General features: G+C 67.6%; 12 protein-coding genes and 1 pseudogene (1 of these 13 cut by a window edge). 1 reads left to right on the top strand and 12 read right to left on the bottom strand.

Annotation, left to right across the window (positions count from 1 at the left end; translation table 11 throughout):
• The 11 genes and pseudogenes from ABAZ39_RS20275 to ABAZ39_RS20225 form a co-directional block, all read right to left on the bottom strand.
• Positions 1-136: the beginning of a GNAT family N-acetyltransferase gene (locus ABAZ39_RS20275; RefSeq protein ID WP_247875058.1), read on the bottom strand. 929 nt of this gene lie to the left of the window's left edge; only the first 136 of its 1,065 coding nucleotides appear in the window; the start codon lies at positions 134-136; the stop codon falls past the left edge of the window.
• A 38-nt stretch (positions 137-174) separates the two neighbouring features.
• Complete coding sequence (gene nadE / locus ABAZ39_RS20270) at positions 175-1,182, bottom strand: NAD(+) synthase (protein WP_040134568.1); 1,008 nt, start codon at positions 1,180-1,182, stop codon at positions 175-177.
• A gap of 107 nt (positions 1,183-1,289) precedes the next feature.
• Positions 1,290-3,305 carry an asparagine synthase (glutamine-hydrolyzing) gene (gene asnB / locus ABAZ39_RS20265; protein ID WP_040134567.1) on the bottom strand — a complete coding sequence of 672 codons (2,016 nt, stop codon included), beginning with the start codon at positions 3,303-3,305 and terminating at the stop codon, positions 1,290-1,292.
• A gap of 55 nt (positions 3,306-3,360) precedes the next feature.
• A complete protein-coding gene (locus ABAZ39_RS20260; protein WP_040134566.1) occupies positions 3,361-4,920 on the bottom strand; it encodes a class I adenylate-forming enzyme family protein in 1,560 nt (519 codons plus the stop codon).
• A 64-nt stretch (positions 4,921-4,984) separates the two neighbouring features.
• On the bottom strand, positions 4,985-5,281 hold the full coding sequence (locus ABAZ39_RS20255; RefSeq protein WP_051658288.1) for an acyl carrier protein: 297 nt from the start codon (positions 5,279-5,281) through the stop codon (positions 4,985-4,987).
• A gap of 534 nt (positions 5,282-5,815) precedes the next feature.
• Positions 5,816-6,730: a polysaccharide deacetylase family protein gene (locus ABAZ39_RS20250; protein ID WP_040134565.1), complete on the bottom strand. Its 915-nt coding sequence runs from the start codon at positions 6,728-6,730 to the stop codon at positions 5,816-5,818.
• 117 nt (positions 6,731-6,847) lie between these two features.
• Positions 6,848-7,996, bottom strand: a pseudogene (locus ABAZ39_RS20245) (glycosyltransferase family 4 protein); the annotation flags it as partial.
• A 57-nt stretch (positions 7,997-8,053) separates the two neighbouring features.
• On the bottom strand, positions 8,054-9,262 hold the full coding sequence (locus ABAZ39_RS20240) for a glycosyltransferase family 4 protein (protein ID WP_040134563.1): 1,209 nt from the start codon (positions 9,260-9,262) through the stop codon (positions 8,054-8,056).
• 7 nt (positions 9,263-9,269) lie between these two features.
• Positions 9,270-10,202, bottom strand: coding sequence for a glycosyltransferase family 2 protein (locus ABAZ39_RS20235; RefSeq protein ID WP_040134562.1), 933 nt, complete (start codon positions 10,200-10,202; stop codon positions 9,270-9,272).
• A gap of 61 nt (positions 10,203-10,263) precedes the next feature.
• Positions 10,264-11,601 (bottom strand): O-antigen ligase family protein, encoded by a 1,338-nt coding sequence (locus ABAZ39_RS20230; protein ID WP_040134561.1) that lies wholly within the window; start codon positions 11,599-11,601, stop codon positions 10,264-10,266.
• Positions 11,602-11,892: 291 nt separating this feature from the next.
• Positions 11,893-13,338, bottom strand: a complete 1,446-nt coding sequence (locus tag ABAZ39_RS20225; protein ID WP_040134560.1) for an exopolysaccharide biosynthesis polyprenyl glycosylphosphotransferase — start codon at positions 13,336-13,338, stop codon at positions 11,893-11,895.
• Positions 13,339-14,256: 918 nt separating this feature from the next.
• On the opposite strand from ABAZ39_RS20225, the gene ABAZ39_RS20220 reads away from it, so the two are divergent.
• Entirely contained in the window at positions 14,257-15,738 is a 1,482-nt protein-coding gene (locus ABAZ39_RS20220; RefSeq protein WP_040134559.1) for a lipopolysaccharide biosynthesis protein, read from the top strand.
• Positions 15,739-15,905: 167 nt separating this feature from the next.
• Here the strand turns inward: ABAZ39_RS20220 and ABAZ39_RS20215 are convergent, their stop codons facing one another.
• On the bottom strand, positions 15,906-18,821 hold the full coding sequence (locus ABAZ39_RS20215; protein ID WP_081863176.1) for a cellulase family glycosylhydrolase: 2,916 nt from the start codon (positions 18,819-18,821) through the stop codon (positions 15,906-15,908).
• Positions 18,822-18,824 lie beyond the last annotated feature (3 nt).

The raw sequence follows: 18,824 nt of genomic DNA, 5'->3' as shown, positions 1-18,824 counted from the left end.
AGAGCTGCATCCCCTCCGGATCGGGGGTCGGCGGCTCCTCGAACAGCCAATTGAAATGGGTGTCGTCCAGCAGCGGGGAGTCCGCGCCGAAGTGGTCGCGCTGGAAGGACTCCAGCGCGACACGATCCTCGGACATGAACCGTTCCACACCCCGCTGAAGCCAGGGCATTGCGGTCATGCGTCGCTCCCATCCACCTCGACCGGCTGCACCAGCGCGGCGTTGCGCAGGATGCGGCCCGACGTGCGGCGCTTCAGGACGATGTCCTTGTAGACGCGGCGGACCTGATCGACCGACAGGTTGAGGGCGCGGGCCGCCTCGTCCTCCGGCACGCCGTGGCCATAGGCGCAGAGCGCCAGGTCGAGCTTGTCGTAGGGGATGGCGTAGTAGAACTCCTCCTGCGACTGCGGCAGGGTGTAGGTGTCGGTGCTCGGCGACTGGCTCTGGATGTCGTCGGGCAGGCCGAGCCAGGCGGCCATCTGGTAGACCTGGGTCTTGAACAGATGGGCGATCGGCTTCAGGTCGGCCAGACCGTCGCCGCCGCGCACGAAGAAGCCCAGCTCATACTCCAGCCGGTTCGGCGTGCCGAGGACCGCGTAGTTCAGCCGGTCGGCGTGGGTGTATTCCATCGTCTTGCGGACGCGCTGCTTCAGGTTGGTGGCGGCGACCACCGACAGATAGACGTCCACCGGCATGCGGCTGGTCTGGCGGTCGCCCTCCGGCGATTCCACCGTCATGGTGAAGTAGTTGACGCGGTCGGCGTCGAGCAGGCCGGCGGCGAGGCCGATCTTCTGCTTCCAGCCCGGACCGTATTCCGGGAAAAGGCGGCGGATGGCGCTGTCGCGGCGGTCGTAGCAGCCGAGCGCGGTCAGCGGAGCGGTAAGGTTCTCCATGATCGGCTCAATGCCCAGGCTCTCGCAGAGCAACCGGCCCCGGCGGGTGCTGTCGGGCGAGGATTCCTTCTCCGGCATCAGGATGGCCAGGACGCGCTCCGGCCCCAGCGCGCGCACGGCCAACGCCGCGCAGACCGAGCTGTCGATGCCGCCGGACACGCCGAGCACGATGCCCTGGCGCTTCAGGTCGTGGGCGACGGTGCGCTGGATGAACTGTTCGATCTCCCGGGCAGCCGCCGCGCAGTCGAGCGAGAGGGCGTTGGCGTCGAAGGGATGCAGGGCGTTCAGCATGGTGTCGGTTTTCCCGGTTGGCGTTGTTGCATCGACTGTGAGAAGGGGACTGTGAGAAGGGGACTGTGAGAAGGACTGTGCCTTGGGGACCGCGCCGGTCCGCCGGATCAGGCGGCGGCGCTGTCCAAATGCTCTTCGAGAATGTGGATGGGCGTGGCGTCCAAGCGGGCGCGGAGCGTCGAGGCCCGACCCGGCAGCTCGTCCAGCACGTTCCTGGCGAGCATCTGGAGGGTGAGCACGCCGACCAGGGCCATCTCCTCGCGCTCGCCGGCCATACGGCCGTCGGTGCGGTGGGCCTTGGCGGCGAGGGCGGCGACGCCGGCGGCATCGACCAGCCCGTAGCGGTTCAGCGACTCCTCGGACAGCAGGTCCTGGACATAGGCCGGTGCCTGGGCGCCGAAGAGGGCGGTGGTCATCGGGGCGCGGTAGGGGCGCTTCGGACGGTGGAAGATCTCCGCCGGCAGCAGGCGCGAGGCGACGCGGCGCAGCGCCAGCTTGTCGCGCAGCCCCAGCATCTTGACCCGGTCGGGGAGGGCGGCGCAGAGGTCGTCCACCTCCGGATCGAGGAAGGGGTAGCGGACCTCGATGCTGTTGGCCATCGCCACCCGGTCGCCCTGGCTGGTCAGCAGGTAGGGCGACATGAAGGCGGCGATCTCCGTCCACTGGGTGCGGGCAAGCGGGCTCCAGCGCGACCAGCCGGCGGGCAGATGGACGGCGACGGCCTCGTCGAAGGCCTGCGCGTTGGCGGCGGAGCGCACGTCCGGAGCCAGCAGGCGCTGGGTCCAGGCGGTGTTCTGCCAGCGGATGCGGTGGGCGTAGAAGGGATCGTCGGTCTCCGTCATGCCGCGCTTCCAGAAGGCCTGCCAGAGCGGGCTGTCCTTCTGGCCGCTGGTGGCGGCGTAGGGATGGATGCGGCTGAGCAGCTTCGGGCGCGCCGTGGAGTGCGGCTGCCGCGCCCAGAAGCGGCGGACCTTGTCCTCCTTGAAGATGTCGTAGCCGGCCAGCCACTCGTCGGCGCCCTCGCCGGACAGCACGACGCGGATGCCGCTGTCGCGGACGAGGCGGGAGAGCAGGAAGAGCGGCGCCGGGGCGGTGCGGACCAGCGGCGATTCGCCGTGCCAGATCACATCGGGCAGGGCCGCCTGGATGTCCTCCGCCGTGCAGAGGATGTCGTGATGCTCCGTCCCGACATGGCCGGCGACCAGCCGCTGCTGCGGCGTCTCGTCGAAGGCGTTGTCGGCGAAGCGCACGCCGAAGCTGTGCATCTGCGTGGTGTCGAGCTTGCGGGCCAGCGCCGCGATCACCGAGCTGTCCAGCCCGCCGCTGATGTAGACGCCCACCGGCACGTCGGCGCGCAGCCGCAGGCGGATGGCGTCGAGCAGCTTCTCCTCCAGCCGGTCCGCCGCCTCGTCCAGCGTGATGCGGGACAGGGCGGGATCACCGGCCATGTCCGGCTCCCAATAGCGGGCCTCGTGCAGGCGCAGGTCGGCGTCGATGCGGATGGCGGTGGCCGGCGGCACGCTCTGCACCCCGGCGAAGACGCTGCCCTGGGGGGCGACGCTCCAGTGGGTGAAGACCTGGGCGAGGCGGGCGGCGTCGAAGCGCGGCTCGACGCGGCCGCCGCCGAACAGGGCCTTGGCCTCCGACGCGAAGGCGAGATGGTCGCCGCTGCGGGCGTAGAACAGCGGCAGGATGCCCAGCCGGTCGCGGACCAGCCACAGCTCGCGCTTCACCGCGTCCCACAGGCCGATGGCGAACTGGCCGTTCAGCTTGGCCCAGGCGGCGGGGCCGTACTCCTCGAAGGCGTGGACGATCACCTCGGTGTCGGTGCGGGTGTAGAAGCGGTGCCCGCGCGCCTCCAGGTCACGCCGCAGCTCGACGTGGTTGAAGATCTCGCCGTTGAATGTGATCCAGAGAGTCCGCTCCTCGTTGTGGATCGGCTGGAAGCCGCCGGCCAAGCCGACGATGCTGAGGCGCGCATGGGCGAGCCCGATCCGCCCGTCGCGGTAGAAGCCGTAGCCGTCCGGGCCGCGATGCCCGATCATGGCGATCATGCGCTTCAGTTCGTCGAGTCCGGCGGGCTCGGCACGCGGCCCGGCGAGAACTCCGGCGACACCACACATCGCACGCTCTCCTGTGTGTCTTGATCCGGCGGGAAAGGGATCGGCGGTAAGAAAGTCAGGCGGTTTCGGCGAGCATCGCGCGCTTGATCTTGCCGGACTCGGTCTTCGGCAACTCGTCGCGGATCTCGATGAATTTGGGCACCAGATGGCTTTCCAGGCGGCCCCGGCAGTGCTGGCGGATCGCCATCTCGGTCAGGGTGGCGCCGGGGCGGACGACCAGATAGGCCTTCACCGCCATGCCGTCGGCGGAGTCGGGCACGCCGAGAACGGCGGCCTCGACAACGGCTTCCAGTTCGTAGAGGGCGTTTTCGACCTCCTTGGGGCTGACCTTCTCGCCGCGGCATTTGAACACGTCGTCCTTGCGGCTGACGAAGTAGAGGCAGCCGTCGGCGTCCATGGTGAAGAGGTCGCCGGTGTAGAGCAGGGTTTCGCCCTGCGGCCCGCTGCGCAGGCGTTTGGCGGTTTCCTCCGGACGGTTCCAGTAGCCGCGCATCACGTTGGCGCCGCGGACCACCAGCTCCCCAACCTCGCCGGGGGCGGCGCGGTTGCCCAGTTCGTCCACCACATAGGCTTCGCAGTTGGGAATGGCCCGGCCCACCGAGGCGGTCTTGGTGCCGAGGTCGCGCGGGTCGAGGTAGCAGATGCGGGTGCAGCATTCCGTCATGCCGTACATCGAATAGAAGGCAGCATCCGGGAAGCGCTCGCGCAGGCGGTCGATGTGGGCGGTCGGCAGGGGAGCCGCCGCGTTGGTCAGGTAGCGCAGGGAGGACAGGTCGGCGGTCTTCAGCGCCTCCATCCCGAGAAGGGTGGAGAAGAAGGTCGGCACGCCGGGCAGGCCGGTGATGCGGTGCTTCACCATGCGCGACAGCGTTTCCGCCGGAAAGGCGAAGGAGCGTTCCAGAACCACCGTGAAGCCGACGCGCGCGCCGGTCAGGATCTGCGACAGGCCGTACCCGAAGGTCAGCGGCAGGACGCACATCACGACGTCGTCGGGCGTGTTCTCCAGATAGGTGGAGATCGACCAGGTGGTGTTCACCAGCGCGGCGTGGCTGAGCATCACGCCCTTGGGCCGCCCGGTGGTTCCCGAGGTGTAGAGGATGGCGGCCAGATCCTGATCGATCAGGCCGCGGTTCTGCGGCTTGGTGCCTCCGGATTGGGGGTCCGGGTGGGTAGCCACGATATCCGTGAAGGAGAGCCCGCCGGCCCCGGCCGGCACAGCGGGCCCAACCCACAGCGTGGTGGCGAGGTGAGGCGCCTCGCCAGCCGCCGGCACAACCTGCCGGGCGAGCGCGGAGGGTGCGATGAGCGCCCGGACGCCGGCGTCGGTCAGGATGTAGGCCAGCTTGTCCGCCTTGGTGGACGGGTTGACGGGGACGTAGACGGCCCCGGCCTTCAGCGCGCCGAACAGGCCCGCGACATACTCGATCGAGTTCTCCAGCATGACCGCCACCCGGTCGCCGCGCACCACCCCGGCGGACTGGAGCGCGCAGGCGACGGCGTCGCTCTGGCGATCCAGCTCGGCGAAGGTGACGGCGTTCTCCCCCGCGATCAGCGCGGTGTGGTGAGGCCGCCTTGCGGCGGTTTCGCTGAGGAACTGATGAAGCAGGTGCGCCATGACGCTGTTCCCTTGCCTGGCTTCGGTGACTGTCCCGATGACCCGTTCCGTCCTGGCGGATGGATCAGGCCGCGTCCTTCAGGGTCCGCTTGCGCTCGACGTAGGCGGCGATGCGGCTGACCGATTCGAGGTTGTCGGCCACCATGTCGTCGTCCTCGACGATGATGCCGAAGTGCTCCTCGAGGAAGGCCACGACGTGCATGATGCCGGTGGAGTCGATGATGCCGGTCTCCAGCAGGGATTCGGCGTTGTCGAAGCCGGAGTCGCTGCCGAGCAGGAAGTTCTCCACGATGAAGGCGCGGATTTCCTGGGTGGCGGGTGCGCTCAGGGTCGTCGTCTCGGTGGTGATGGCGGTCCGCATGTCGCTGGCAACTCCTGTGGGTTTGATCGTCGATCCTTGGCCGGCAGTTCGGGACGGTGGTCGGCCTCGTTGGGAGTTACTCCAAAGGGGCCGTTCCGTTCCTTTCGGTGTTACCGCCTCGTTGCGTGGGATTGGGAAAGGCATTTCCCGTTCTTTGCAGAGAGGCTTCGGCAACGCCGCCGAGTACGTCATTCTTTATTGCATTCGAATGCGGTGTTTTCGAGAGTGCAAAGGACGATCGGACGGTGAAGACAGTGGCTAACCACTCAGGGTCATTGCAATTGAGCAGGGAATACCTTCTCGTACTCTTGGGGAGCCCTCTCTGACTTGCGGCGTAGGAGGGCCTATCGCTCTCGTCATGGTTGCTGAGGGGCGGGCGTGCTTTCCCTCGCCCCTCCGGGGAGAGGGTGGCCCGAAGGGCCGGGTGAGGGGGGTGCCCGTGGCGCCAAGTCCGGCAAAAGCGCAACCCCCTCACCCTAACCCTCTCCCCAGAGGGGAGAGGGGACATGGGAAGCGCTTGTCATAAGGCGAGGATCACGCCGCCGGCAGCGGATCGCCGTGCGTCGGGGTGGTGGGGGCCGGCGTGACGCCGTCGCCTTTGCGCTTGCGCAGCCAGGCTGGAATGCCGGTCACCTGCACCGACAGCCAGTCCACCGAGGCATCGTCGGAAATCGGCACGGCGTGCAGCCGCAGCGGGTCGGCCTTCGGGCCGTTCCAGCCCGGATCGATGGTGCGCGCGGTGCGGTAGCCGGCCTGCCGGATGATCGCCACCTCGCGGTCGCTGAAATCGCCGTTGGGGAAGGCGAAATGACGGCAGGGCAGGCCGGTGGCCTCCTCCAGCTCGGTCTTGCACAGCGCGATCTCCTCGGCGCAGCGCTGGTCGTCGCATTGCAGGAGGATCGGGTGGGTGCGGGTGTGGGCGCCGTAATCGGTGACGGCGGCCAGATGCCGGACCTCGTCCCAGGTCAGCGACTGGCGGTCGGCGCCGTCCCGGTCGGGATCGTCGCCGGCTTCGGCAAGCTGGCGGCGGCGCTCCGGGTCGGGGAGGCGTTTCAGAGTCTCGGCGCCGATTCGCGCGGCGGCGGCGGTCTTCCACCAATAGGGGCGGGCCGTGCCGACCACACGGCTGCACAGGTAGATGGTCGGACGCACCCCGAATTCCTTGAACAGGGGTTCCAGGCGGGCGTTGTTGCGGTGGCCGTCGTCGAAGGTGACGACAAGCGGATAGGGCGGCAGGTCACCCCACCGCCCGCTTTCCAGCGCATCGGCCACCGCGTCCAGCGTGGTGAAACTGTAGCGTTCGGTGTACCAGGCGAGGTGCGCGCGCATCACCTCCGGGTCCGGATCGTGATACACGACGATGGTCACGTTCCGGCGCGCGAACAAGTTTCGGAACAGGGCACCGACTCCCGTCCAGCGCACGATTCCGGCCGCGATGGCTTGCTTCATGGGGATTGGACCTCTGCTGTGGTTCCGGTCCTTTGTTCACGGCTGGCGAGGCGGTTGCGGACCGGTTGAAAGGCAGGACGGGCTCGGTTCGGAACCGGGCCCGGATCGGCGGGATCGTCAGCCGGACCGCGCCCGGCGCGGCCCGATGGAGGCTGTGGGCGCCGGCTCGGACATCCAGCCGCGGGCGTTGCGGCGGTAGATCTCCACGATGCGCTCCCGGTAGACGGCGATGTCGAACTGGCGTTCGAAGCGGCGGCGGGCGCCCTGACCCAGCCGGCGGCGCAGCTCCGCGTCGTCGATCACGCGGGCCAGCGCTTCGGCCAGGGCCGTCCGGTCACCCGGCGGCACCAACAGGCCGGTCTCCTCATCGGCGATGGCGTCGCCCACGCTGCCGACCGGGGTGGCGACGATGGTCAGGCCGTTGGCCATGGCCTCCAGCACCGACATCGGCAGACCCTCGAACATCGAGGGCTGGACCAGCACATGGGCCTGCACCAGCTCCTTGCGGCAGCCGGTCTGGTCGAGCCAGCCGGTGAAGCGCACGCGCTCCTCAAGCCCCAGCGCCTTGGCCTGGACGCGGTAGGTCTCCAGGTCGCCGTCGCCGGCGATGGTCAACTGCCAGGAGCGGCTGCGGCACGCCTCGGACGCCAGGGCGTCCAGCAGCACGTCGATGCCCTTCAGCTTGATCAGGCGGCCGAGGAACAGCAGGCGCACCGGCCCGTCCTCCGCGCGCTCCGGGATCGTCTCCGGACCCGGAACCGCGTTGTGCAGCAGGGTCGTGCGGCGCACGGCCGGGAAGGTGGTGACCACCCAGTTGCGCCAGTATTCACCCAGCACCACCACCTCGCTGGTCATCTCCATCATGTGGCGGATGGCCCAGCGGGACAGCGGCTTGGCGTCCTCGTAATGCTTGGGGAAACGGCCCCCGTGCAGATGCAGGACGACCGGCACCCGGAACAGAGAGGCCATGGCGACGATCAGCCCCTTGCGGAGCACGCTGCCATATTCGGCCATGTGGATGTGCACGAGCTGGGCCTTGCCGGTCGCGAAGCAGCCGAACAGGCGCAGCATCGCTGCGGCGAAGTAGAAGGGCATCAGATGAAATTTCGCGTCCGGCCCGTAGCTGTCGATCACCTCGAACTTCACGTCGGGACGGTTCTCCCGTAAGTCCGTCGTGAAGTTGTCGACGATTCGCCCCATGCCGCCCTTTTCGAGCGTGCCGCCGGGTGAAACGATGTAGATCATATCCGCTCCTGACTGTCGCGCTCCCCTCGCGAGGCTTCAGGGAGGAAGGAATTAGGGACCCCGCGGAAAAATGGGTTCTTACTGTCGGCCCGCGCGGGTCAGCGATGGCTTCGCCGCCGCGGCGTCGGGCAGCGCTCCCAATGAGGGGCGCCGAACGGCGTCGGGACGGTTCAGCTCCGCATAGATGTCCTGAAGGCTGCGGCCATAGGACTCGATGACGAATTTCTCCAGGAACAGCCGGCGCCCCTCCGCCGACAGGTGCGCGTAGAGCGCCGGCCGGGCGGCAAGGTCGCGGACCGCATGGGCCAACGCCTCCGGGTCGTTGACCGGGACGATGCGCGCCGTCTCCCCGTCGGTCAGCACCTCCGGGATCGAGCCGACCGGGGTGGTGATGACGGGCATGCCGGTGGACAGCGCCTCCAGGATCACCATGGGCAACCCCTCGTGGGTCGAGGGAAGCAGCAGCATGTCGTGATCGCGCAGATGGGCGTGCGCCTGCTCGCGGGAGATCCAGCCCTCGAACCGGCATTCGCCGTCCACGCCCAGCTCCGCCGCCATGCGGCGGTAGCCCTCGACGTCGCCGCCACCGCCGATGGTCACGCGGAAGCGGAAGCCCCGGTCCTTCATCAGCCGGCAGGAACGCAGCAGCGTGCCGATGCCCTTGCGCTCCGACAGGTTGGCGAGCACCAGCAGCGACACGATCGCCCCCTCCGGCGGCGCCGCGCGGACGGGCAGGTCGGCGCCGATGTCCGGCACGGCGTTGTAGAGCACGCGGACCTTGTGCGGGTCCGTCCCGACCGACTGCACCAGGAAGTTCCGCCAGCTCTCGCCCAGCACCAGAGCGATGCCGCAGCGGTCGAACAGCCAACGGCTGATCGCGCGGGACACCGGCCCCTTTTCAAAATACTCCATGAAGGACGCGCCGTGCAGATGCACCACCGTGGGGCAGGAGAACAGTCCGGCGAAGAGCTGGACCACCGCCTTGCGCCAGACGCTGGCGTTCTCCGACACGTTGATGTGCACGACCGTCTGGCGGCGGCGCAGCATCAGGGCGCCCAGCCGCGCCAGCGTGCCGGCCAGATAGACCGGCGACAGCAGGGCGCTGCCGGTGCCGCGGGTGTCGAGCACCACGGTCTCCGGGGCGGTGGAGCTGTTCTGGAAGGCGTCGACGATGTAACCCGTCATCCGCCCGATCCCCCCGCCGCCGTCGAGCGCGCCGGGGGTGGCGAAGACAATGCAGGCGCGGGCCGCCTTTTTGCGCCGGAAACCCCTATCGATCAAACCCATTCTGCCCTCACGCCGCGCCGGGAGCCGAGAAGATGGCCTGACGCAGCCGACGCCGCAGCCCGACCGGCATCAGCGAATGCATCAGGAAGGTGGTCAGCGCCATCGGAGTCGGCGCGCCGTCCCGCAGCGCCGATTTCAGGATGCGCTTGCGCACCGCCGGGGTTCGCGCCGCCTGTTCGCCGCCGGTGGCCTGGAGCAGCAGGCTGGCGTAGGCGCGGGGCGACAGCTTGGGCCGCACCGACTCCGCCCAGTTCAGGGCCATGTCGATGTTGTGGCAGGTCGACAGGGTGATGCGGTCGGATTCCGTGTAGTGGATCGCCAGCACTTCCGGCACCGTCACCAGGGCGCAGCTTTCGATCTGCCCGCAGGAGATCAGCCACTCCCAGTCGTCGAAGGCCGATTTCGGGATCGGCTGGCGCTGGAGCAGCGCCTTCGGGGCGAGCAGGGTGGTGGTGGGGGCGAAGGTCTCGCCCTTGAACAGCCCGTGGCGGACGAACAGGTAGTCGCCGATCCGGTCCCGCGGGGTGCACAGGCGCCGCGGCCATTCGAAGTCGCCGCGGGCCGTCACCACCTTGCAGCGGCAGCTCATGATCGGGTAGCGCACGCCGGGCGGGCGGGCGGCCATCTGCAGGGCGATCTTGCCCGGCATCCACTCGTCGTCGTCGTCGAGGAAGGCGATCCAGGCGCCCTTCGCGCGCTCCACGCCCAGATTGCGGGCGCCGGCGGCGCCGCGGTTCTGTTCCAGCGCGATCACGGTCAGCCGCGCATCGCCGAACGCCCTCAGGCGCTCCTCGGTGGCGGGGTCGGGCCCGTCGATGACGACGACGACCTCGAGCGGGGCGTAGGTCTGTGCCAGCGCGCTTTCCACGGCCCGCGCGACCATGTCCGGCCGGTTGCGGGTGGGAATGACGACGGTGACCATCTCTTGTGAGGACGTCATGACATTACCTTCTGTCGCGACGGAGAATGCGGGGGGCGGAACATGAGGGGGCCTCCTTCCGTCAGCCGGGCCGGGCCGGACCGCTCCAGCCGGCGGCCGGAGGCCCGCCGTAGGAGGTTCCGTAAGGGGAGGAACTGGCGAAGCCGGCGTTGTACGCCTGCTGCTGGTCCTGCATCCGGGCCTGCATCTTCGCCCAGCGGCGGCGCTGCACGAGACGGGTCGCCGCGATCACCAGCACGATCCAGTTCAGGGAATGGCGCTCCAGGAACACGCTCTCCGACACCGAGATCAGCAGCAGGGCGCAGCCGACGGTGAAGATCCAGGCGGGCTCGGCGCGGTTTTCGCTGTAGCGGATGGCGCCGAAGCCCTGGATCAGCAGGCGGCCCATCAGCATCGCCGTCAGGATCACGCCGGGCAGGCCGAGGTCGAGCCACGCCTCCATCCACCCGTTGTGGGCGGAGTTGATGCCCCAGCCCTGGGTGAAGGTGCTGCCCGGACCGTAGGCTCCGTACCAGTAGGCGCCGTAGCCCCAGCCGAGCAGGAAGCGGTCCTGGATGGACATCAGCGTGTGTTCCCACAGCACCGTGCGCCCGGTCAGCGTCGGATCGCGGCCCAGCATGTAGAGGATGTCGTGCCAGAAGGTCGTGCCGCTGGTGATGCCGACCACCGCGACCAGCAGGACGAAGGCCATGGCCGGCGCGAAGCTGCGGATGCCGCCGCGCACGAAGCCGCTGACCAGCAGCAGGCCGGCGACCAAGATCGAGGTCACCAGGCCGGTGCCCGACCGGCTCATCACGATCAGCAGCAGGGCCATCAGCAGCAGCGGGCGGACCACCCAGCGCTTGCCCTCGCGCGTCCAGTCGAGCCAGAGCAGGCAGAGCACCAGCCAGACCATCATGCGGCCCGTGACGTTCTTCTGCCAGAAGATGCCCTTCCAGGCGCCGACATGCTGCTCGTGGTCGAGCCCGACCGCCGGCATGGCGAAGACCGAGGCGTAGGACAGCACCATCAGGATCGACAGGCCCGTCGCCAGCATCCGGACGATTTCCGGGAAGGTGTAGCGCAGGGCGAGATAGACGGCGAAGGCGGTGGTGAACAGGAAGGCCACCGCGCGGCGCAGCGTCACGTCCGGGTAGATCGACCACAGGGCCGACAGGAAGGCCAGCGCCACGATCAGCGACACCGCCGGGCTTCCCGTCGGGATGCGGAAGGCCAAGCTGGGCCGCAGCGCGATCAGGCCCAGGATCATGACGTAGACGGCCATGAAGTAGATCACCGCGCCCGGCGCGTCCGGATCGGTCGCGCCGCCGCCGGTCAGCAGCGCCGGGAGCACCGACCCGCCGAACGAGACGATGCAGAAGACGGTGATGCTCTTTTCCAGAACTTCGAGGACTTTCATGGGGCCGCTGTTCCGGTGAAAAGGGCTGCTATGGCAGTGAACGCCCATGACGGGCGCACCGCATCGTTTTCTGAAGATGCCAACCCGATGCCCGGACCTGTAGCCGGGCGGAGGCATTAGGCCGAAGGAGGCCGCCCCCGTCAGGGCTACCTCTGGTTGGGCCACCCACCCCGATCTTGCGGGTCCCGCAGGGCCTATGACGGCCGGTTCCGGCGGCGTCGGAGCGGACCCCGGAAAAGGGAAAGCCCCTCTCCCGGGTGGGAAGAGGGGCCTGGATGGGGCGCCGCAGGGTCATGACCCGTCGCCCTTGAGGACGATCACCGCGGTCTTGCACAGGATGTAGAAGTCGAACAGCAGGCCGCAGTTGCGGACGTAGAAGACGTCCATGGCGACGCGTTCCTGGAAGGTGGTGCGGTGGCGCCCCGACACCTGCCAGTAGCCGGTCAGGCCCGGACGGACGGAGCCGATGACGTCCGCGGAGGCGCCGACCTCCGGCAGTTCCTTCGGCATGTAGGCGCGCGGGCCGATCAGGCTCATGTCGCCCATCAGGATGTTCACCAGCTGCGGCAACTCGTCGAGCGAGGTCTTGCGCAGGAAGCGGCCGACCGGGGTGATGCGCGGGTCGTAGGTCAGCTTGTGGTAGGTCATGTACTCTTCGCGCATCTTCGGATCGTTCTCCAGCAGGCGCTGGAGATGCTCCTCCGCGTTGATGTGCATCGAGCGGAACTTCAGCACGTCGAAGGTCTTGTCGCCGCCGGCCCAGCGCTTCTGGCGGAACATGACCGGGCCGGGGCTGTCCAGACGGATCGCCGCGGCGATGCCCAGCATCAGCGGCGCCACCGCCACCAGCAGGATGCCCGACAGCAGGATGTCCAGCGCGCGGCGGATGCGCAGGTAGCTGGTCGGCGGACGGACCGAGACGCGCAGGGCCAGCGAGCCGTGCAGGTTGTGGTAGGTGGCGTCCACCGCGCTGACGTTGCCCTCGCCCAGCAGGCAGTAGACCTGCTTGAAGGGCAGCCGCTCGACCAGGGTCGTCAGTTCCTTCTTGTGCCGACCGATGTCGGCGACGATGGCAGCCTGGGCCTGCTGGGCGTAGGCCGGGGACTTGGCGAGCAGGTCGGTCGAGCCGACCACCGGCAGGTTGGCGACGCGGGTCTGCCACAGCGTGTCGTCGTCGTCGAAGAAGCAGACCGGGCGCATCCCCAGCCAGGGCAGGCGCTGCAGCTTCTCCGCGATGGCCGCACCCTGCGGGCCGGCGCCGACGATCACCACCGGGGTGCGCCAGTTCAGCGCGCTGGCCATCAGGCCGTGCACCAACAGCAGGTCGGCGGCGTAGGTGATCGCGAAGCCGATCAGGGCGACCGACAGCGCCTCGACGAAGAAGGAGCGGAAGCCGTCCATCACGATGAAGGGCACGGCGAGAACGGCCACAGACAGCAGGGCGGCCTGGAAGGTGCGGCGGGTCCGCTCCAGATAGTCGAAGCGGCCGAGCGAATAAATTCCGAAAACCGATTTCACCAGCGGCACCAGCATCAGGCCGGTGACCAGGGCGCGCTGCGACAGGTCCGCTTCCGCGGTCAGGGTGTCGCTTCCGAACAGCTGGATGAGCGTCCAGCCGAGCAGGGCGAGCATGAAGCCGTCGGACAGCGCCAACAGCAGCCCGGGTCCCACCGTCGGCATGGCCGTCTTCTTCACCGGGGCCAGATTGATGACCGCTTCTGGGTCGAGTTTGCTCATCGCAGGTCCCATTTATGTGTGAAACGGAATGTCATCCGTCTCGCGCCTGACCTAACGCGCCGCAGCGAAAGACGGTTTCTCATCAGCTTTTTCTTTGAGTCCTTCTGTGTTCAGAAAGACACACAAATATCAGCGCGTGCTCCGCCTCTGTGCAGACAGATCAGAAGGTTGCGCTGTTCTCCACGAATTAGGATAAAGGCGGCCGTCAATCAACAAATCACAAGAGGCTTCCTCCGCCACCGGCGATACCCCTTACATCCAGAGTGGATTCCCCTGGGTGAGTTTGAAGAGATTAAGGAAAGTGGGTGACTTCGTCCGGATCATCCGGATCGGTGGCGGCGCTGCCTCCGCCGCTCTCCGACTACTCCTTTCCTTCCCGCAAATTGGAGGTATTCGGGGGATGTTCCGCGTCCCCTATGGTGGGGTGCGGCACCGGGCGGCAGCGGCATGTCCCGAGTTGGTCTGCCTGTCCCGCCGAGGCGGCAGCGTGGGCGTATCCCATAAGAAGCCGCTTGGCGATTCCGGATGAGACTGTGTCTCCAACGCCCCGTTGATCACGGTGGAGTGCCCTCGCAGGCTGGGTCGGTTGTCTGCCGGGTGGTGGACCGTGTTGCCCCCTCCCTAACCCTCTCCCGCTTTCGCAGGGGAGGGGTCTGCCGCCGCTTCGCGATCATCTCCCTCCCCTGCGAAGCTCTCACGCAAACCAAAGGTTTGCGCTGACGCGGCAGGCGGACCTTTGGTCCGCCGAGAGCGGGGGAGGGCCGGGGTGGGGGCATGAGGTTGCCATTGGGATAAGTCCGAAGAGGACGACGACGGCACCAACGCGAAATTGAAACGTCCCGGTCCGGTTCCAATCATCGGAATTGCGTTCGCGGGTGCGGCAGAGCCGCCCCACCGGAGTTCTAGGCGGAGTTCCTGATGGCGTCCGAAGCAGCGACGATCTTGAAACACGGTTGGCTGTTCATGCTGGCCAACGTGGTGAACCGGGCTGCCGGGCTTCTGCTCCTGCCGCTCTACACACGGCTTCTCAGCCCTTCCGAATTCGGCGTCTACGCGCTGGTGGTGGTGGTCGCCGACCTGCTGGCGGTCATGCTGATGATCGGCATGAACAACGCCTTCACCGCCGTCTACTTCGAACACGCCGAGGAGGGTGACCGGCGGCGCGTCGCCAGCACTTGCCTGCTGGCGGTGGTCGGCACGTCGGTGGCGATGGTCGGGCTGGCCTGGCCGCTGGGCATGGCGGGAAGCTGGGCGATGTTCGGCGACACCGGCCATGCGGCGGTGATGGCGATCGCGCTGGCCGGCGTCGCCCTGACCACCCTGTTCGAGCTGGCGCTGGCCTATTACCGGGCGCGCAAGCGGTCGGGCCTGTGCCTGCTGGTGTCGCTGGCCAAGGTGATCGCCCTGCTGGCCTTCAACCTGCTGTTCCTGTGGGCGCTCGGCCTCGGGGTGGAGGGCATCTTCCTGGCGAACGGCGCGTCCTTCCTGGCGCTCGGCCTCCTGCTGGTGGTGGCGATCCTGAAGGACACGGGCTTCTCCTTCTCCCTGCCGATCCTGAAGCGGGTGGCGGCGCTGGGGCTGCCTTACGCGCCGCAGTCTCTGCTGGACATCGCCAACAACTTCGTCTCGCGCTGGCTGCTGAACATCCTGCTGTCCACGGCGGCGGTGGGCCTGTTCGCCTTTGGGATGCGGCTGTCGCAAATCCTCTTCATGTTCCTGACCGCTTCCTTCCTGCAGATATGGTCGGTCAGCCGGCTGGAGTCCCAGCATGGCGCCGCGGACCACGGTCAGGCGGATTTCGTCTTCCACCTCTTCGTCGTCCTATTGACCGGAGCCGGGCTGGGGCTGGCGCTGACCGCGCCGGAAATCCTCTGGCTGATCGCGTCGGCCGACTACACGCCGGTCCTGACCAGCATGCCCTTCCTGGTGCTGGCCTATGTGCTGCACGGGGTGCGGATGAACCCGGAGGTGGCGATCCTGAAGGCCAAGCGCGTCGGGGTGCTGCCCTGGATCTCCGCGGCCAGTCTTGCGGTGGGCTCGGCGCTGGCGCTGGCGCTGGTCTGGCAGTGGGGCCTGCTCGGTGCCGCGTTGGCCAACCTCGGGCGCGAGGTCTTCCAGATCGTGCTCACCGAGACGGTGCGCCGGCGCATTTGCCGCGACGAGGTGCCGCTGAACGCCGTGCGGATCGGCTGGATCCTGGTGCCGGCGGCCTTCGCCTACGCGGCGGGCTGGTACCTGTTCGGCACTGAGGTCGACCCGGCCTTCACCGCCGAGAAGGTGTTGCTGGTGCTGGTCTTCCTGGCGGCGGCGGTGTTCGGTCCGGGCATGGGATCGACGGGCCGGGCGATGCTGGGCAAGATGCTGCTGGGCCGCGTCCGCCGCCTGCAATCGGCGTCCTGAAATTTCCCTCTCCCGCCCCGGGAGAGGGAAGGGGCCCACGCAAAGCGTGGGAAGGGTGAGGGTGCCGCCAAGGATCGGTGCCTGATCCTCGTACGACCCTCACCCGCCCGCTACGCGGGCACCCTCTCCCGGGGCGGGAGAGGGGACCTTCACCGCTTGCGCGGTCGTTACGCGGCCTGATGTTCGAGCAGCAGGTTCGCGGCGTCCATTGCCATCATGTGCGCGACGTCGACCGTCGAGAGGTCGAGCGCGGTCTGCGCATCCGCCGACTGAGCGGTCGCCGTGTCCTGGGCCAGGGCGTGGGCCAGCAGGTCCGCCGACAGGGCCTGGGCCGAGCCCGGCGGGTTGATGGTGCCCACACCGGTCCCGTCGGCGATGGTCGCCTGCGTCGGGTTGGAGAGCTTCAGGTTGAAGGTCTCGACACCCTCGACCACGTCGTCGCTCAGCACCTTGACGGCGACCGTCTTGGTGGTCTCGCCGGCGGCGAAGGTCAGCTTGCCGCTGGTCGCCAGATAGTCCGAGCCGGCCTTGGCCGTGCCGTCCGCCGTGGCGTAGTCCACCGTCACCGTCTGGTTGTAGGCCTGGGACAGCTTGATCGTGAACACCGCGTCGGTGGTGACCGGGCTGGCGGCGGTGCTGCTGTACAGACCCGCCTTGATGGCGTTGTACTTGTTGTAGTCCACCTGCCAGCTGTCGTTCATGATGCCGCCGGTGTCGCCCGAACCGGGGCTCCAGGCCCAGTAGGTCCAGCTCGCCCCCTGATCGCCCGCGGCGAGGTCGATCTTGCCGTCGCCGTTCCAGTCGCCGTTCATGTACTGGATCAGCTTGGGCATCCACGCCTTGTCGATGGCGGTTTCCATGCGGCTGCCGAACTCGCCGACCAGGATCGGGGTCTCATCGTTCTGGATGAAGTGGCCCCACATCTGGTCCCACTTCGCCGGCATGTTGTTCGGGAAGTTGTTGGCCTTGAACCAGTCCATCATGTAGAGCGACGGGCCGTAGTCGTGGACCGAGTAGACCAGCTTGCCCGGCTCGTTGAACTTGACCTCGTAGTTCTTCTCGCCCAGCAGGTTGCCGCCCCACCAGTACCACTGGTTCTGATAGGTCTCGATGCCCTCGACGATCAGCAGCCAGTCCTTGTTGACCGACTGGATGGCGTTGCCGATGCGCTCCGCGGCGCGGGCCCAGTCGTTCGGACCGCCGTCGCCCCAGGTGGCCGGGTTGTGCGGCTCGTTGTGCAGGTCGGCGCCGATGACGGCGTCGTTGCCCTTGTAGCGCTCGGCCAGCATCTTCCAGTTTTCGATCATCTTCGATTCCGGGTACTGGCTGGTGTACCAGAGCCCGTTCTCGTTGGCCGACGCGCCATCACCGGAGCGGTGGTGGTCGAGGATGATCTTCATGCCGATCTTGTCGGCGTAGTCGATGATCTTGTCGAACACCTCCAGCGAGGTCTTGCCGCGCAGGTCGGGATTCTTCGAGTAGTCGATGCCGGTCGGCATGCGGCCGTTGTCGAGCATCGCGTCGGAGTAGGGCAGGCGGATGGTGTTGAAGCCCAGATCCTTCATCTGGTTCATGTGGCTCTGGTAGCTGTCCATCCACAGGCCCTGCGGCGCGAAGGCGTAGCCCTCGGACCCGAACCAGTTCACGCCGGTCAGCTTCACGGCCTTGCCGCTGCTGTCCATGATCTGGCCGCCCTCGGTGTGCAGGAAGCCCGGCGCGATGCCGCTGGTCTTGCCGGTCGGCTCGGTCACCGACACGTCGCTGACCGTCAGGGTCGGCTTGGTCGGGGTGGGGGCCGGCGGGTTGGTCGGCGTGGTCGGATTGGAGGAGCCGGGGAAGAAGCTCTTGTCGGCATCGACAACCAGCGTGCCGTCCCACCACATGCCCTGCTGGCCCTTGATCACGTCCTTGCCGTCGAGCGCACCCTTGTCATAGGTGACGATGCTGTCGGTGGGCAGGACAGACTTGCCGTTGATGGTGATCTTGTTGACCAGCAGGTTGCGGTCCTGGCCGTTCACGAAGCCATCGTTGTCGTACTGGATCTGGACCTTGTGCGCCTGATCCGCCGTGGCGTTGATCGAGAAGACGTAGTCCTTGGCGGTCGTGCCGGCCATGCCCTCGCCGACCTTCTTGCCGTCGATCAGCAGGTTGAAATGGGCGTTGGTGCCGCCCGCCTCGTTGCCCTGCAGGTTCAGCACGACCTGGGTGGTGCCGGTGACGGGCGCCGGCGGCGTGGTCGGGGTGGTGGGGTTGGTCGGGGTGGAGGAGCCGGGGAAGAAGCCCTTGTCGGCGTCCACCACCAGCGTGCCGTTCCACCACATGCCGGACTGGCCGGGGACCACATCCTTGCCGTCGAGCGCGCCCTTGTCATAGGTGACGATGCTGTCGGTGGGCAGGACGGACTTGCCGTTGATGGTGATCTTGTTGACCAGCAGGTTGCGGTCCTGGCCGTTCACGAAGCCGTCGTTGTCGTACTGGATCTGGACCTTGTGCGCCTGATCCGCCGAAGCGTTGATCGAGAAGACGTAGTCCTTGGCCGAGGTGCCGGCCACGCCCTCGCCGACCTTTTTGCCGTCGATCAGCAGGTTGAAATGCGCGTTGGTGCCGCCCGCCGGGTTGCCCTGAAGGTTCAGGATGACCTGGGTGTTGCCCGCGGGGGCCGGCGGCGTCGGGACCGGGAAATAGTCCTTGGTCAGCGCGAAGTCGAGCGAACCGTCCCACCACATGCCTTCCTGGCCGGGGATCACGTCCTGGCCATCGGCGGCGCCGCGGTCGTAGGTGACCAGCGAGCTGGTGGAGTCGACGGTCTTGCCGTTCACTTCCACCGACTTGACGAGCAGGTTGCGGTCCTGCCCGTTCACGGAACCGTCATTGAAGTAGACGATCTGAAGCTTGTGCGCCTGATCCGGAGCGACCTGGGCCTTGAAGGTGTAACGGCCGGCGCTGGTCGAGCTGACCGTCGCCTGGCCGAGGTTGACACCATCCAGGAGCAGCCGGAACTGCGGCCAGATCCCGCCGGCAGCCTGCCCCGAGGCGTTGACGACGAAGGTCGTGTCGACGAGACCCGTGGTGGTCGTTGCCATTGG

The organism is Azospirillum argentinense (assembly GCF_000632475.1).
In the GTDB taxonomy this organism is placed as follows: Bacteria; Pseudomonadota; Alphaproteobacteria; order Azospirillales; family Azospirillaceae; genus Azospirillum; species Azospirillum baldaniorum.
The sequence above is the reverse complement of the archived record's forward strand: the minus strand, read 5'-3'. Positions and strand labels throughout refer to the sequence as shown.